Origin of the sequence: Mycolicibacterium alvei (assembly GCF_010727325.1) — a bacterium.
Lineage (GTDB): Bacteria > Actinomycetota > Actinomycetes > Mycobacteriales > Mycobacteriaceae > Mycobacterium > Mycobacterium alvei.
In genome coordinates this window covers 2,435,925-2,448,784 of record NZ_AP022565.1, presented here as the reverse complement: position 1 = coordinate 2,448,784, position 12,860 = coordinate 2,435,925, and the positions used below count along the sequence as shown (strand labels likewise).

The window sequence follows — 12,860 nt, the reverse complement described above, 5'->3', positions numbered from 1 at the left end:
TCAGCCGACGTCGACGATGTGATTCGACGGGAGCAGTGTCGTCAGACACGAGGAGGGTCCTGTGGGCACCACGCACTCGGACAGTACGAGCAGTTCCGGCAAGACGTCGGATTCGCCGGAAACGGCTGAGCCGGTAAACGTCGAGGAAACGCCGCCCGAAGTGCAACGGCGTGCCGTCGCCGCATCGGCGATCGGCAACGCCACCGAATGGTTCGACTACGGTATCTACGCCTACGGCGTGACCTACATATCTGCGGCGATATTCCCCGGTAGCGCGCAGCACGCGACGCTGTTGGCGCTCATGACCTTCGCGGTGTCCTTCCTGGTGCGGCCACTCGGCGGTTTCGTCTGGGGTCCGCTCGGAGACCGGATCGGCCGAAAACAGGTCCTGGCTTTGACGATTCTGTTGATGGCCGGCTCCACCCTGTGTGTCGGGCTGGTTCCGACCTACGCCTCGATCGGTGTCTGGGCGCCGGTGCTGATGGTGCTGCTGCGAATGGTTCAGGGCTTCTCGACGGGCGGGGAATACGGCGGCGCAGCAACTTTCATGGCCGAGTACGCCCCGTCGCGACGGCGCGGATTCCTCGGCAGCTTCCTTGAGTTCGGCACGCTGGCCGGGTTCTCGCTGGGTGCGTTGATGATGTTGGGCTTCTCGACGGTCCTCACCGAGGCCCAGATGGGTTCGTGGGGTTGGCGATTGCCGTTCCTGGTCGCCGCACCACTGGGGCTGATCGGTGTCTACCTGCGCACCCGGCTGGCAGAGACCCCGGTGTTCCGTGAGCTCGCTGAGGCAGGGGAGGAGGAACAGCAACCCTCCACCGAACTCAAGGATCTGCTGCTGCAGTACTGGGGGCCGGTGCTGCGGTTGGGCGGTCTGGTGGTAGCGCTCAACGTAGTGAACTACACCCTGCTGACCTATATGCCGACGTACCTCAAGACCACCATCGGCCTGTCCACCGATATGTCGCTCGTGGTGCCGATCATCGGGATGCTGGCGATGATGGTGTTCCTGCCATTTGCCGGGCACCTCTCGGATCGTGTTGGGCGTAAACCGATGTGGTGGTTCTCGCTCATCGGCCTGTTCGTGGCGGGCATACCGATGTTTCTCCTGATGGGTACCAACGTCATCGGTGCCATCGTCGGCTTCGCCGTGCTCGGGTTGCTGTACGTACCCCAGTTGGCCACCATCTCGGCGACCTTCCCGGCCATGTTCCCCACCCACGTCCGGTACGCGGGATTCGCGATCGCCTACAACGTGTCGACGTCGATATTCGGCGGCACCGCGCCGGCGGTCAACGACTGGTTGGTCAACCTGACCGGCGACGGCCTGGTGCCGGCCTACTACATGATGGTGGCGTGTGTGATCGGCGCGGTGGCACTGGTGAAAATCCCGGAGACCGCTCGATGTCCGATCAACGGTACCGAGATTCCCGGCACGCCCGAGGCCCCGCCGCCCGTCGAATACGACCCTGAGGGGGAGAACTCGACGGACAAGGCGGCCTGACCTAAGGTCCGAGGATCAGTCCAGAGTGCCACTGACGTAGACGATTTCACCCATCGGGTCGTTCTCGTCGCGGTCCGGAACCGGCAGACCGTGTCGGGCGAACAGTTCTGATCGGGCGACCCCTTTCATCTGCCAACCCTTGGCGCTCAGATACTCGGCGGCCGAACGCCTCTCGCCGTGGTAGATCAGCGACGGCATGTCCATGTTCAGACCCATCTGGCTGAACACCGCGGTGGCGGCCTGGGCCTTCTCCGGGTCGAAATCCTTGAGCCCGGGCACGAACTCGGTGGCCACCGCGCTGCCGGGCGCGCTTAGTGCGGCAATGTTGTCGAACAGCCGGTCCTGCGCCTCGGGCGGTAGGTAGATCAGCAGCCCCTCGGCGCACCATGCGGTCGGCTTTGCCGGGTCGAACCCGGCCGCCTTGAGTGCGGCTGGCCAGTCGTTACGCAGATCGATCGGCACCGTGCGACGTACCGTGGTCGGCTCTGCGCCCAGATCGGCCAGCGTGCGCGTCTTGAATTCGATCACCTCGGGCTGGTCGATCTCGTAGACCACCGTGCCCTCGGGCCAGGGCAGTCGGTAGGCGCGCGAGTCCAGACCGGAGGCCAGGATCACCGCCTGCCGGATGCCGGCCTTGCCTGAGTCGATGAAGAAGTCGTCGAAGAACCGTGTGCGCACGGCCATCTCGTCGATGTTGGAGCGAGCGCGCTCGGCCGCATCCGGTGCAAGCTGGGCCAGCGTATCCAGACTCAGCTCACCATCGACCATCTTGGTGAACACCTCGATGCCCACCGCGCGCACCAACGGCGCAGCGAACGGATCGTCGATCAGCCCGTGGGAATCCTGGCTGGCGATCGCCCGCCCAGTCGCCACCAGCGTTGCGGTGGCGCCGACGCTGGAGGCCAGATCCCAACTGTCGTCATCAGTACGTGCCATGGCGTGGCCTTCCGGGTCGTCTAGTTCGATGTATTCAGGATCGCAGAAAGATAACCAGAATCACCTGCCAGATCGGCAAGCTCGTCGGGATACGGGAAGCCGTGGGACTCGTAGGCCGCCCGGGTGGGTTGCACCGTGGCGTCCCATCCCAGCGCAGTGAGGTGATCGCGGGCCGCGGTGCGCTCACCCGAGTAGAACAAGTCCATCAGATCCACATCGGACCCGACCTTCTTGGACCATTCGGTGACCCGCTCGGACCACTTCCCGGTGAGCGAGGCGGCGTCCATGTGTTCGGTGGCCAGTCGGCTGCCCGGGGCGCTGAGTGCGGTGATGTTGTCGAGCAACCGGTCCTGGGCTTCCGGCGGAAGGTAGATCAGCAGACCCTCGGCAATCCAGGCGGTCGGGGCCTGCGGATCGAAGCCATTGTCACGCAGGGCTTTCGGCCAGTCGTCGCGAAGGTCGACCGGCACCGTGTGCAGCTCGGCGGCCGGCTCCGCCCCGAGCCCGGTCAGGGTGCGGGTCTTGAACTCCAGTACCGCAGGCTGGTCCACCTCGAACACCACGCTGCCGGCCGGCCAATCCAGCCGGTAGGCGCGGGTGTCCAGCCCGGACGCCAGGATCACCGCCTGGCGGATCCCGTCTCCGACCGCGGTGGTGGAATTGCCGTCTCCGACGGCGGTGGCGAAGAAGTCGTCGAAAAACCGGGTACGGACCGCGATCTGTTCGCACATCCGCTGCTTGTCGAGCATCAGATCGCCCTCGACGCACACGTCGCCGTCGGCGAGCCGGATGCTGTGTTCCAGGCCCACCGCCCGAACCAGCGCGTCGGCGAACGGGTCATCGATGAGCGGTTCGGGTTGTTTGGTGGCCAGCGCGCGGGACGCGGCGACCCCGGTCGCGGTGGCCCCGACGCTGTTGGCCAGATCCCAACTGTCGCCTTCGGTGCGTGTCATGGACGGTTCCTAGTCTCGTATGGCGATGACGGCCAGTGAATTACGTTGCGGCGCGGCGGCTTCTCCGGTGGGGAAGGCGCGGCCGTATTCGGCGAACAGTTCGGGCCGGGTCCGTGCCGTCACCGACCATCCGCTGCCGGAGAGATACTCGACCACTGAGTTGCGCTCGCCGTCGTACCACAGGTTGGCCAGGTCGAGGTCGAGTCCGTGTTGGCGCCACTGCTCGCTCATCGCGTCGCCGCGCTCGCGCAGGTTTGCCGCGATATCGGGATGGAACTCGGTGGCCAGCCGGCTGCCCGGGGCGCTGAGTGCGGTGATGTTGTCGAACAACCGATCCTGGGCGTCCGGCGGCAGGTAGGCGAGCAGTCCCTCGGCGCTCCACGCGCTCGGCGCCGTCGGATCGAAGCCGGCCCCCCGCAGTGCTGCGGGCCAGTCGTCGCGCAGATCGACCGCGACGGTGCGGCGCTCGGCCGTGGGGGCGGCCCCGATCTGCGTCATGGTGGCGGTCTTCGCGCCGATCACCTCGGGCTGGTCGATCTCGTAGACCACGGTGCCGTCCGGCCACGGCAGCCGGTAGGCGCGCGAGTCCAAGCCGGAGGCCAGGATGACCGCCTGCCGGATACCGGCGTCGCCGGTCGAGGTGAAGAAGTCGTCGAAGAACTTCGTCCGCACCGCCATGATCCCGATCATCAGCTCGGCGCCGGCCGCCAGCTCACCGTCGAGCGCGATCTCACCGTCGACGAGCTTGGTGAAGAACTCCACCCCGACCGCGCGCACCAGGTCCGCCGCATACGGGTCGTTGATCAGCGGCTCGGGTTCGGCGCTGGCGATCGCGCGGGCCGCGGCAACCATCGTCGCCGTCGCGCCCACGCTGGAGGCCAGATCCCAACTGTCCGCGTCGGTCCGTGCCATGGCGCCCCTACCTCACTTCTCGGCGCTGATGTAGAGCACCGACGCCGCGTGGGCCGCATCCTCGACCGGAGGCAGGCCCGTCCGGATCAGCAGGTCATTCGACGAGATGCCGGTGGTCTCCCAGTCATGCCCTTCCAGGTACGTCGTCACGTCGGCACGGTCGCCGAAAAAGATCAGCTCGTTGAGGTCCATGTCCAGGCCGTGCGCGCGCCACCGGTCGGTGAACTCCTGCATCTTGGCCCGGATGGTCTCTTCGTCGTTGGACTCGGTGGCGGGTACCCCCTCGACACCGAAGCGGCTGCCGGGCGCGCTGAGCGCGGTGACCTGGTCGAGCAAACGGTCCTGGGCATCACCGGGCAGGTAGCCCAGCAATCCCTCGGCGATCCACGCCGTCGGCACCGACGGGTCGAAGCCGGCCTCGGTCAGCGCCGAGGGCCAGTCGAAGCGCAGGTCGATGGCCACGGTGCGGCGATCGGTGGTCGGCACCGCGCCCAGGCCGGCCAGGGTGGCGCTCTTGAACTCGATCACCTCGGGTTGATCGACCTCGTAGACGACAGTGCCGGCCGGCCACGGCAGCCGGTAGGCGCGCGAGTCCAGCCCGGCCGCGAGGATCACCACCTGCCGGATACCGGACCGACAGGCATTCAGGAAGAAATCGTCGAAGAAGCGGGTGCGGGCGGCCATGCCGTTGGCGAATCGGATCAGACCGGTCGCGGCCTCGTCGTCGAGCCCGTCGGTGGTGAAGTTCTCGTCGGCCAGCTTGGTGAAGAAATCCATCCCGACGGCGCGGACCAGCGGAGCGGCGAAGGGGTCGTCGATCACCGGATCATCGGCATGGGAGGCCATTGCGCGGGCTGCCGCGACCATCGTCGCCGTGGCACCCACACTGGAAGCCAGATCCCACGAATCGTCAGCAGTGCGGGCCATGCATCCCCCTTGGTGGTCAGTCTTTTCAACCTGTTAGTTAGGTGGTGTAACGAGCTGTCGCCGACTGTACGCTCCGATTCTGAAGGGAGGCTCTGCCCGCAGGCCTGCCGGATCGAGGCGGGCCGCCGCGGGTGCATGGCGAGGGTGTCAGGCGGCAACTGTTACTCTCGTAGACTGATTTGACGGCTGAGTTCGCAGGCTGCGCGCCTGCAGGGCGGCCGGACATGACTTGACCATTGACGCTGGCTCCACCAGCCCGTTTGGCACGCCGCGCTGAGAGGTCGGCTGCGCAGGAGGAAGAGTGCTTTCGGCTTTCATCTCATCGCTGCGGACGGCCGACCTCAGACGCAAGATTCTGTTCACTCTCGCAATGGTGATCTTGTATCGGGTCGGCGCAACGATCCCGTCCCCGGGCGTCAACTATCCAAATGTGCAGAAATGCATCGAGCAGGTCAGCGGTGGCGATTCGGCGCAGGTCTACTCGCTGATCAACTTGTTCTCCGGTGGTGCACTACTGCAATTGAGCGTGTTCGCGGTGGGTGTCATGCCCTACATCACCGCCAGCATCATCGTGCAGCTGTTGGTCGTGGTGATCCCGCGTTTCGAGCAGCTGCAGAAGGAAGGCCAGGCAGGTCAGGCCAAGATGACGCAGTACACGCGTTATCTGTCGATCGCCCTGGCCATCCTGCAGGCCACCAGCATCGTGGCGTTGGCCGCCAACGGCGGCTTGATGCAGGGCTGCAGCCTGGACGTCATCCAGGACACCTCGATCTTCGGCCTGATCGTTCTCGTGCTGGTGATGACCGCGGGCGCAGCACTCGTGATGTGGATGGGTGAGCTGGTCACCGAGCGCGGTATCGGCAACGGTATGTCGCTGCTGATCTTCGCGGGTATCGCTGCCCGCATCCCCTCCGAGGGCCAGATGATTCTGGAGTCCCGCGGTGGATTGGTGTTCACCCTGGTCTGCGGTGCTGCGCTGCTGATCCTGATCGGCGTCACATTCGTCGAGCAGGGCCAACGCCGTATTCCGGTCCAGTACGCCAAGCGCATGGTGGGCCGCAAGATGTACGGCGGCACGTCGACCTACCTGCCACTGAAGGTCAACCAGGCCGGCGTCATCCCGGTGATCTTCGCGTCATCGCTGATGTACATCCCGATGCTGATCACCCAGCTGATCCGGAGCGGCAGCTCCAACCCGGGCACCGGCTGGTGGGACACCTTCGTGGCCGAACACCTGACCAACCCGGCCGATGCCGTCTACATCGCCATCTATTTCGGTTTGATCATTTTCTTCACGTACTTCTACGTGTCGATCACGTTCAATCCCGACGAGCGTGCCGACGAGATGAAGAAGTTCGGCGGGTTCATCCCGGGCATCCGCCCCGGTAAACCGACCGCCGATTATCTCCGGTACGTGCTCAGCCGCATCACCCTGCCGGGGTCGATCTACCTCGGTGTGATCGCGGTGATGCCGAACGTCTTCCTGCAGATGGGCAGTGGGGCCACACTACAGAATCTGCCATTTGGCGGCGTGGCCGTTCTCATCATGATCGGTGTCGGTTTGGACACCGTCAAACAGATCGAGAGCCAGCTCATGCAACGTAACTACGAAGGGTTCCTGAAGTGAGAATCGTTCTACTCGGACCTCCCGGTGCGGGCAAAGGGACGCAGGCAGAGAAGCTGTCCGAGAAGCTCGGCATCCCGCAAATCTCCACCGGGGACCTGTTCCGCAAGAACATCGGTGAGGGCACCCCGCTCGGACTGGAGGCCAAGGGCTACCTGGACGCCGGCGACCTGGTGCCCGCCGAGCTGACGAACCGTCTGGTCGAGGACCGTATCGACCAGGCGGATGCGGCTGCTGGTTTCATCCTGGACGGGTACCCGCGCTCGGTCGAGCAGGCCGGTGCGCTCAAGGACATGCTTGCCGCCCGCAACACCCAGCTCGATGCGGTGGTGGAGTTCCAGGTGTCCGAGGACGAGCTGCTGACCCGGCTCAAGGGCCGTGGCCGCGCCGACGACACCGACGAGGTCATCCGCAACCGCATGAAGGTCTACCGCGAGGAGACCGAGCCGCTGCTGGAGTACTACCGCGACGACGTGAAGACCGTGGATGCGGTGGGCGCCCTCGACGAGGTGTTCGCCCGCGCATTGCAGGCACTGGGTAAGTGATCAGATTGCCGGGGTTGCGCAAGCGCAAGGTCGTTTCGCAGCGCAGCGCCGGAGAGCTGGACGCGATGGCCGTGGCCGGGGCGCTCGTCGCCTCGGCGCTGCGTGCGGTGCGCGTAGCCGCCGCCCCTGGCGTGTCCACCTTGGAGTTGGATCAGATCGCCGAAGCCGTCATCCGTGACGGTGGCGGTACCCCGTCATTCCTCGGCTACCACGGATTCCCGGCCAGCATCTGCGCGTCGGTCAATGACCGTGTGGTGCATGGCATTCCCGCGGCCGGCGAAGTGCTGGCCGCCGGCGACCTGGTGTCCATCGACTGCGGAGCGATCGTCGACGGATGGCACGGCGACTCGGCCGTCACCTTCGGGGTCGGCACGCTGATCGCCGCCGATGAAGCCCTTTCTGCGGCAACCAAATCGGCCATGGAGGCCGGCATCGCCGCGATGCTGCCCGGAAATCGGCTCACCGACGTCTCACACGCGATCGAGGTCGAGACCCACGCCGCCGAGGCCCGCCACGACCGCAAGTACGGCATCGTCGACGGCTACGGCGGCCACGGTATCGGCCGCCAGATGCACATGGACCCGTTCCTGCCCAACGAGGGCTCGCCCGGTCGCGGTCCGTACCTGGAGCCGGGCTCGGTACTGGCGATCGAACCCATGCTGACCCTGGGCACCACCGCGACCAAGATTCTCGACGACGAGTGGACCGTCGTCACCGCCGACGGAACCCGTGCGGCGCACTGGGAGCACACCGTCGCCGTCACCGAGGACGGGCCCCGAATCCTCACGCAGTAATTAACGCCAGCAATCACTATTCGAATCGCGCGCCGTCGCTGGCGTCAGTCCGCGCGCAAAGGTAGTAATTGAACCGGATCGCCTCCAACGCCGTATCACAGACGGAGGTGGGAAGTGGATGATCCGGAGGCCGCCATGATGCGGGTGCTCTACGACGAGCATGCCGCCGCGCTGTGGCGCTACGCCCTGCGGCTCACGGGTGACCGGGCCCGGGCCGAAGACGTGGTGCAGGAAACGTTGCTACGTGCGTGGCGTCACCCCGAAGTCACCGCCGACACCGAACGTTCGGCACGGGCATGGTTGTTTACGGTGGCGCGAAACATGATCATTGATGAACGTCGGAGTGCCCGTTTTCGGAACGAAACCGGGGTGTCCGACCCCGAACAGGTGGCAGAGCATTCCAAGGCTGCCGCCACTCCCGACCAAGTGGACAACGCGTTGGATCGAATCCTACTGACCACGGCACTGAGCCAACTCTCCGACGAACACCGGGCGGTGGTCCGCCGGGCGTACTACCAGGGCTGGACCACCGGGCGGATCGCCGACGACCTGCAGATACCCGAGGGCACCGTGAAATCACGGCTGCACTACGCGGTACGCGCACTGAGACTGAACTTGCAAGAAATGGGGGTGACACGATGACGCAGTTCGGTGGGCCCCACACTCCTGATCCGGTGGAACTCGACAAGTACCGGGCCTGGGATGCGGCCTATGTGCTCGGTTCGCTGGAAAGCAGCGAGCGACGCGAGTACGAGGCGCATCTGGAGGGTTGTGCGCAATGCCGTTCGGCGGTGTCCGAGCTGACCGGCATGCCCGCGCTGCTGGCGATGCTCGAGCTCGACGACGTACTTGCCCTCGAAACCGAACAGCCCGATCCGCCGCTGCGACCCGAGGTGCTGCAGTCCGTGCTGGCCAAGGTCAGCTCGGGTCGGCGCCGGTCGCGGTGGGTGACCACGGCCGCGGTGGGCATGGCCGCTGCGCTGCTGGCGCTGGGGGTGGTGGTCGGCGTTCGTCCCGAGGTGTTCGGCCTACACAGTGGCTCCGAGCAGCAGAGCGCGCAGATGATGGCGATGAGCAAGGTCTCGGATACACCCATCAACGCCAGCATCGCGATGACCAGTTACGCCTGGGGTACCCGCATCGACATGGCCTGCAGTTACGGGAGCTGGGGCAAGCAGGATGCGCCCCCGCAGAACCTCGGCATGGTGGTGGTCGGCCGGGACGGCAGCCGCGACGAGATCGCGACGTGGCTCGGGTTGTCCGGCGCCACCGCGCTGCCGAGCGGCAACACCCAGATGCCGATGTCGGATATCGCTACGGTGCAACTGGTTACCTCGCCCGAGGGCAAGGTGCTGCTGGAAAAGCAGCTGTGAGGACCGCGGGCTCAGTCACCCTTGTGGGCGCTCAGCAGGAAGCCGGACATCACGATGTGGCCGGCACCGTCGCGCTCGACGCCGGGCACTGAGGCCGGCCCGGCGGCTCTGGCCGCGGGACTGTCGTTGCCGTACAGCTTGGCCGGGCGTACCTCATCCACGGTCCACCGGGTGGCGACGGTGTCGTGCAGCTCGTCGGCGGTGAAGCCGTTGGGGCCGGGAGCGCCATCCCCGAACGGCCTTGTCGCAAACGCCAGGATGTACAGACGCGCCTCCGGCGCCGATGCCCGGTGGATGGCCTCCAAGTAGGCCTGGCGTCCGTCGATCGGCAGCGCGTGTAGAAGGCCACTGTCGAGCACGGTGTCGAACCTGCCGTCGTAACCGGTGAAGGTGGTCATGTCGGCCTGCGCGAAACTCACTGTGGTCAAGCCACGTTCGACCGCGCCGGCGGACGCCGCTGCGATTGCCGTCGGGCTGGCATCCAGCCCGACAACGGTGTACCCCCGCTCCGCCAGTGCCAACGAGAGTGCGGCATGGCCACACCCGGAGTCGAGGACCTCCCCGTGCACCTTGCCCTGCTCGATGAGTCGGACGAACTCGGGCTGTGGGGCACCGATGCTCCACGGCGGCGGGCTTTCCTGCCGATATGCGTCGTCCCAGTCGATACCCGGCTGTGTCATCTGATGCCCTCCGATCACGGGGTCCCCGAGATCGTCGGTGAGGACGACCTCTGCCTCCACTATGCCCAGTTCGGGTTGATCTTGATCGTGCCTGGGCATTTCCTGCGCTTCGGCGGTGAGGTTGCACGAATCGGTTGCGAAGGTGAACCACCGTCGTCCACGCGTCGTGTCACTGGCAGAGCACGGAAGTAGGTGACACATGGTCAAGGCGCACCGGGTGGTGGACCACATCGTCGGCTATCTGGCCGCGCATGGGATCTCGCACATCTTCGGCGTGGACGGCGCCAACATCGAGGATCTCTATGACGCGGCCTACTTTTGTGACGACATCACCGCAGTGCTGGCCAAGCACGAATTCTCCGCTGCCACAATGGCCGACGGCTACAGCCGCAGCGGCGCGGGGATCGGCGTGGTGGCGGCGACCTCCGGCGGCGGCTGCCTGAACACCGTGCCCGGCCTGGGGGAGTCCCTGGCCAGCCGGGTTCCGGTGCTGGCACTGATCGGCCAGGCACCGATGACGCTCGACGGCCGCGGCGCCTTCCAGGACACCAGCGGCGACAACGGGAGCCTGGACGCGCATGCCCTTTTCTCGGCGGTCTCGGTGTACTGCCGCAGGGTGTTGAAACCCGAAGACATCCTCACCGCGCTGCCCGAGGCGCTGGCGGCCGCCCGAACTGGCGGACCCGCGGTCCTGTTGCTGCCCAAGGATGTTCAGCAGGCCGAGGTGCATGCCGCGGCCGCAGGATCGGTCAACGGGCGAGTGAACGGGACCGTCCGCAGGGCCGGGGCGGGCGTAGGCTTCGGCGATCCTCAGGTGCTGGAGCGGGCGTTGCGGCGGGCCGACGGGCCGATCACGATCATCGCCGGTGAGCAGGTGGCCCGCGACGACGCTCGCGCCGAACTGGAGCGGCTTCGAGCCACCTTGCGCGCGCGGGTGGCCACGGTGCCCGATGCCAAAGACGTGGCCGGCACTCCGGGACTCGGCTCGTCCTCCGCACTGGGGGTCACCGGTGTGATGGGGCATCCCGGGGTCCCCGTCGTCGCAGGCCAGAGCGCATTGTGTCTGTTGGTGGGAACCCGCATGACGGTGACCGCCCGGGCCGGTCTCGACGGCGTGCTGGGCACGGTGGCGACCTATTCGATCGGCGCTCAGGTGCCCTATCCGTCGTGCACTCACGTCCACTCGGGTGACCTGCGGGAATCGTTGACGCAGCTGGCCCGCGCATTGTCCGGGCCGGGCCGTCCGCCCCGGGTTCGGGTGCCCGATCACCTGCCGCGCACCCAACTGCGGCCACCGGACCATCACGGGCCGGGTATCCGGTACCGCGATGCGATGTCCGCGCTCGACGCGGTGTTGACCGACGGAACCGACATCGTCGTCGATGCCGGCAATGTGGGGGCCTCGGCGATCCACTACCTGCCCGCCCGGCGTGACGGCCGCTTCATGGTGGCGCTGGGAATGGGCGGCATGGGCTACAGCTTCGGTGCGGGGATAGGCATGGCGTTTCACCGGGCTGCGTCCGGCTCTGGCCGACGCACGGTGGTGATCGCCGGTGACGGCTCATTCTTCATGCACGGCATGGAGATTCACACTGCGCTGCAGTACCGGCTGCCGATCACCTTCGTACTGTTCGACAATCACGCGCACGCCATGTGCGTCACCCGTGAGCAGCTGTTCTACGAGGACCGCTACTCCTACAACAGGTTCGGCCCGAGCCGGCTGGGCGCCGGACTGGCCGCGATGTTTCCCGGCCTGCCAGCCTATGACGTCGCCGATGTCCGGCAACTGCCCCGGGCGCTGGGCATGGCCCTGGACAACGACGGACCGTCGGTGCTCAGCATCGAATGTTCGGCCGACGAAATACCCCCGTTCGCAGCATTTCTCACCACCACAGACAGCGTCCCTTCCGATACAGAGGAGAACAGGTCCCATGTCACTGCCCGCGCTTGAAGACATCACGGTCCATCGGGGTACCCGTGCCCCGATGGACGGACTCATCCGGATCGAGACCTCGCCCAGGGAGCAGGCCACCCCGATCATCATGGACATGATGCGGTCGGTCTACCCGCACGACCAGGTGTTCGGTCAGTACTGCACTGTCAACGACTACATCGAGTGCCCACCCGACGAGTTGTTCGACTACCTTTCCGACACCCGCTGCCTCGAGGAATGGACCTACAGCCTGCGCGGTTTCACCCAGACCGAGGAGCCCGGGCTGTGGCTGGCCCATGACCGGCTCGGCGCCGGCCCGTCGGGGCCGGGCAGCGAGATCTACACCCGCACCGTGGCCAACCGCGACGCGCTCACCGTGGACTACCACTGCGCCTGGGACCAGGGCAAGCACCTGTGGATGGTCTACCTGATGCGGATCGTCGACGCACAGGTGGTCCTGGACAAGCCGGGATCGGTTGTGCTGTGGACGAATTGCCACCATCCGTTCTACGACGAGAACCCCTACCCGGAGACCGCACCCCCGGCGCGACCGGTCTGGGTGGGGGACTTCTGGGACATGTTCGGTCCTGGCCACCTCCTGGAATTGCGAAACCTCAAGGCAATCGCCGAGTACCGGCACCGCAACGGCCTGTCGGTCACCCCGGCCTGGATGAAGTGA

The 12,860-nt window shown here is 66.1% G+C and carries 13 protein-coding genes; 8 read left to right on the top strand and 5 right to left on the bottom strand.

Going from position 1 to position 12,860, the window contains the following annotated elements; all coding sequences use genetic code 11:
- The first annotated feature begins 160 nt into the window (after nucleotides 1-160).
- Nucleotides 161-1,504 carry an MFS transporter gene (locus G6N44_RS11810; protein WP_163669857.1) on the top strand — a complete coding sequence of 448 codons (1,344 nt, stop codon included), beginning with the start codon at nucleotides 161-163 and terminating at the stop codon, nucleotides 1,502-1,504.
- Between the two features lie 15 nt (nucleotides 1,505-1,519).
- Here the strand turns inward: G6N44_RS11810 and G6N44_RS11805 are convergent, their stop codons facing one another.
- From G6N44_RS11805 to G6N44_RS11790, 4 genes are read right to left on the bottom strand one after another with little or no spacing between them, the layout of a single operon-like run.
- Nucleotides 1,520-2,440, bottom strand: a complete 921-nt coding sequence (locus G6N44_RS11805) for a class I SAM-dependent methyltransferase (RefSeq protein ID WP_163664159.1) — start codon at nucleotides 2,438-2,440, stop codon at nucleotides 1,520-1,522.
- Nucleotides 2,441-2,460: 20 nt separating this feature from the next.
- Nucleotides 2,461-3,393: a class I SAM-dependent methyltransferase gene (locus G6N44_RS11800; protein ID WP_163664157.1), complete on the bottom strand. Its 933-nt coding sequence runs from the start codon at nucleotides 3,391-3,393 to the stop codon at nucleotides 2,461-2,463.
- Between the two features lie 9 nt (nucleotides 3,394-3,402).
- The gene (locus tag G6N44_RS11795) at nucleotides 3,403-4,305 is read right to left on the bottom strand and encodes a class I SAM-dependent methyltransferase (protein ID WP_163664155.1); all 903 of its coding nucleotides are present in this window, start codon (nucleotides 4,303-4,305) and stop codon (nucleotides 3,403-3,405) included.
- Nucleotides 4,306-4,317: 12 nt separating this feature from the next.
- The gene (locus G6N44_RS11790; RefSeq protein WP_163664153.1) at nucleotides 4,318-5,232 is read right to left on the bottom strand and encodes a class I SAM-dependent methyltransferase; all 915 of its coding nucleotides are present in this window, start codon (nucleotides 5,230-5,232) and stop codon (nucleotides 4,318-4,320) included.
- Nucleotides 5,233-5,533: 301 nt separating this feature from the next.
- On the opposite strand from G6N44_RS11790, the gene secY reads away from it, so the two are divergent.
- The 5 genes from secY (at nucleotide 5,534) to G6N44_RS11765 (ending at nucleotide 9,568) form a co-directional block, all read left to right on the top strand.
- The gene (gene secY / locus G6N44_RS11785; RefSeq protein ID WP_163664151.1) at nucleotides 5,534-6,859 is read left to right on the top strand and encodes a preprotein translocase subunit SecY; all 1,326 of its coding nucleotides are present in this window, start codon (nucleotides 5,534-5,536) and stop codon (nucleotides 6,857-6,859) included.
- Nucleotides 6,856-7,401 (top strand): adenylate kinase, encoded by a 546-nt coding sequence (locus G6N44_RS11780; protein ID WP_163664149.1) that lies wholly within the window; start codon nucleotides 6,856-6,858, stop codon nucleotides 7,399-7,401. Before secY ends, G6N44_RS11780 begins: the two co-directional genes overlap by 4 nt.
- Nucleotides 7,398-8,195 (top strand): type I methionyl aminopeptidase, encoded by a 798-nt coding sequence (gene map / locus G6N44_RS11775; RefSeq protein WP_163664147.1) that lies wholly within the window; start codon nucleotides 7,398-7,400, stop codon nucleotides 8,193-8,195. Before G6N44_RS11780 ends, map begins: the two co-directional genes overlap by 4 nt.
- A 114-nt stretch (nucleotides 8,196-8,309) precedes the next feature.
- The gene (locus G6N44_RS11770; protein ID WP_163664145.1) at nucleotides 8,310-8,837 is read left to right on the top strand and encodes a sigma-70 family RNA polymerase sigma factor; all 528 of its coding nucleotides are present in this window, start codon (nucleotides 8,310-8,312) and stop codon (nucleotides 8,835-8,837) included.
- A complete protein-coding gene (locus G6N44_RS11765; protein ID WP_163664143.1) occupies nucleotides 8,834-9,568 on the top strand; it encodes a zf-HC2 domain-containing protein in 735 nt (244 codons plus the stop codon). The genes G6N44_RS11770 and G6N44_RS11765 overlap by 4 nt, the downstream gene beginning before the upstream one ends.
- Nucleotides 9,569-9,579: 11 nt before the next feature.
- Here G6N44_RS11765 and G6N44_RS11760 read toward each other — a convergent pair whose 3' ends face one another.
- A complete protein-coding gene (locus G6N44_RS11760) occupies nucleotides 9,580-10,248 on the bottom strand; it encodes a class I SAM-dependent methyltransferase (protein ID WP_163669856.1) in 669 nt (222 codons plus the stop codon).
- A 199-nt stretch (nucleotides 10,249-10,447) separates the two neighbouring features.
- Here G6N44_RS11760 and G6N44_RS11755 point away from each other — a divergent pair, with 199 nt between their 5' ends.
- On the top strand, nucleotides 10,448-12,199 hold the full coding sequence (locus G6N44_RS11755; protein ID WP_163664141.1) for a thiamine pyrophosphate-binding protein: 1,752 nt from the start codon (nucleotides 10,448-10,450) through the stop codon (nucleotides 12,197-12,199).
- Complete coding sequence (locus tag G6N44_RS11750) at nucleotides 12,180-12,860, top strand: SRPBCC family protein (RefSeq protein WP_163664139.1); 681 nt, start codon at nucleotides 12,180-12,182, stop codon at nucleotides 12,858-12,860. The genes G6N44_RS11755 and G6N44_RS11750 overlap by 20 nt, the downstream gene beginning before the upstream one ends.

Coding starts and splice junctions, on each gene's coding strand:
- G6N44_RS11805 (WP_163664159.1), bottom strand. CDS start 2,440: ATGGCACGTACTGATGACGACAGTTGGGATCTGGCCTCCAGCGTCGGC.
- G6N44_RS11800 (WP_163664157.1), bottom strand. CDS start 3,393: ATGACACGCACCGAAGGCGACAGTTGGGATCTGGCCAACAGCGTCGGG.
- G6N44_RS11795 (WP_163664155.1), bottom strand. CDS start 4,305: ATGGCACGGACCGACGCGGACAGTTGGGATCTGGCCTCCAGCGTGGGC.
- G6N44_RS11790 (WP_163664153.1), bottom strand. CDS start 5,232: ATGGCCCGCACTGCTGACGATTCGTGGGATCTGGCTTCCAGTGTGGGT.
- G6N44_RS11765 (WP_163664143.1), top strand. CDS start 8,834: ATGACGCAGTTCGGTGGGCCCCACACTCCTGATCCGGTGGAACTCGAC.
- G6N44_RS11760 (WP_163669856.1), bottom strand. CDS start 10,248: ATGACACAGCCGGGTATCGACTGGGACGACGCATATCGGCAGGAAAGC.
- G6N44_RS11755 (WP_163664141.1), top strand. CDS start 10,448: ATGGTCAAGGCGCACCGGGTGGTGGACCACATCGTCGGCTATCTGGCC.
- G6N44_RS11750 (WP_163664139.1), top strand. CDS start 12,180: ATGTCACTGCCCGCGCTTGAAGACATCACGGTCCATCGGGGTACCCGT.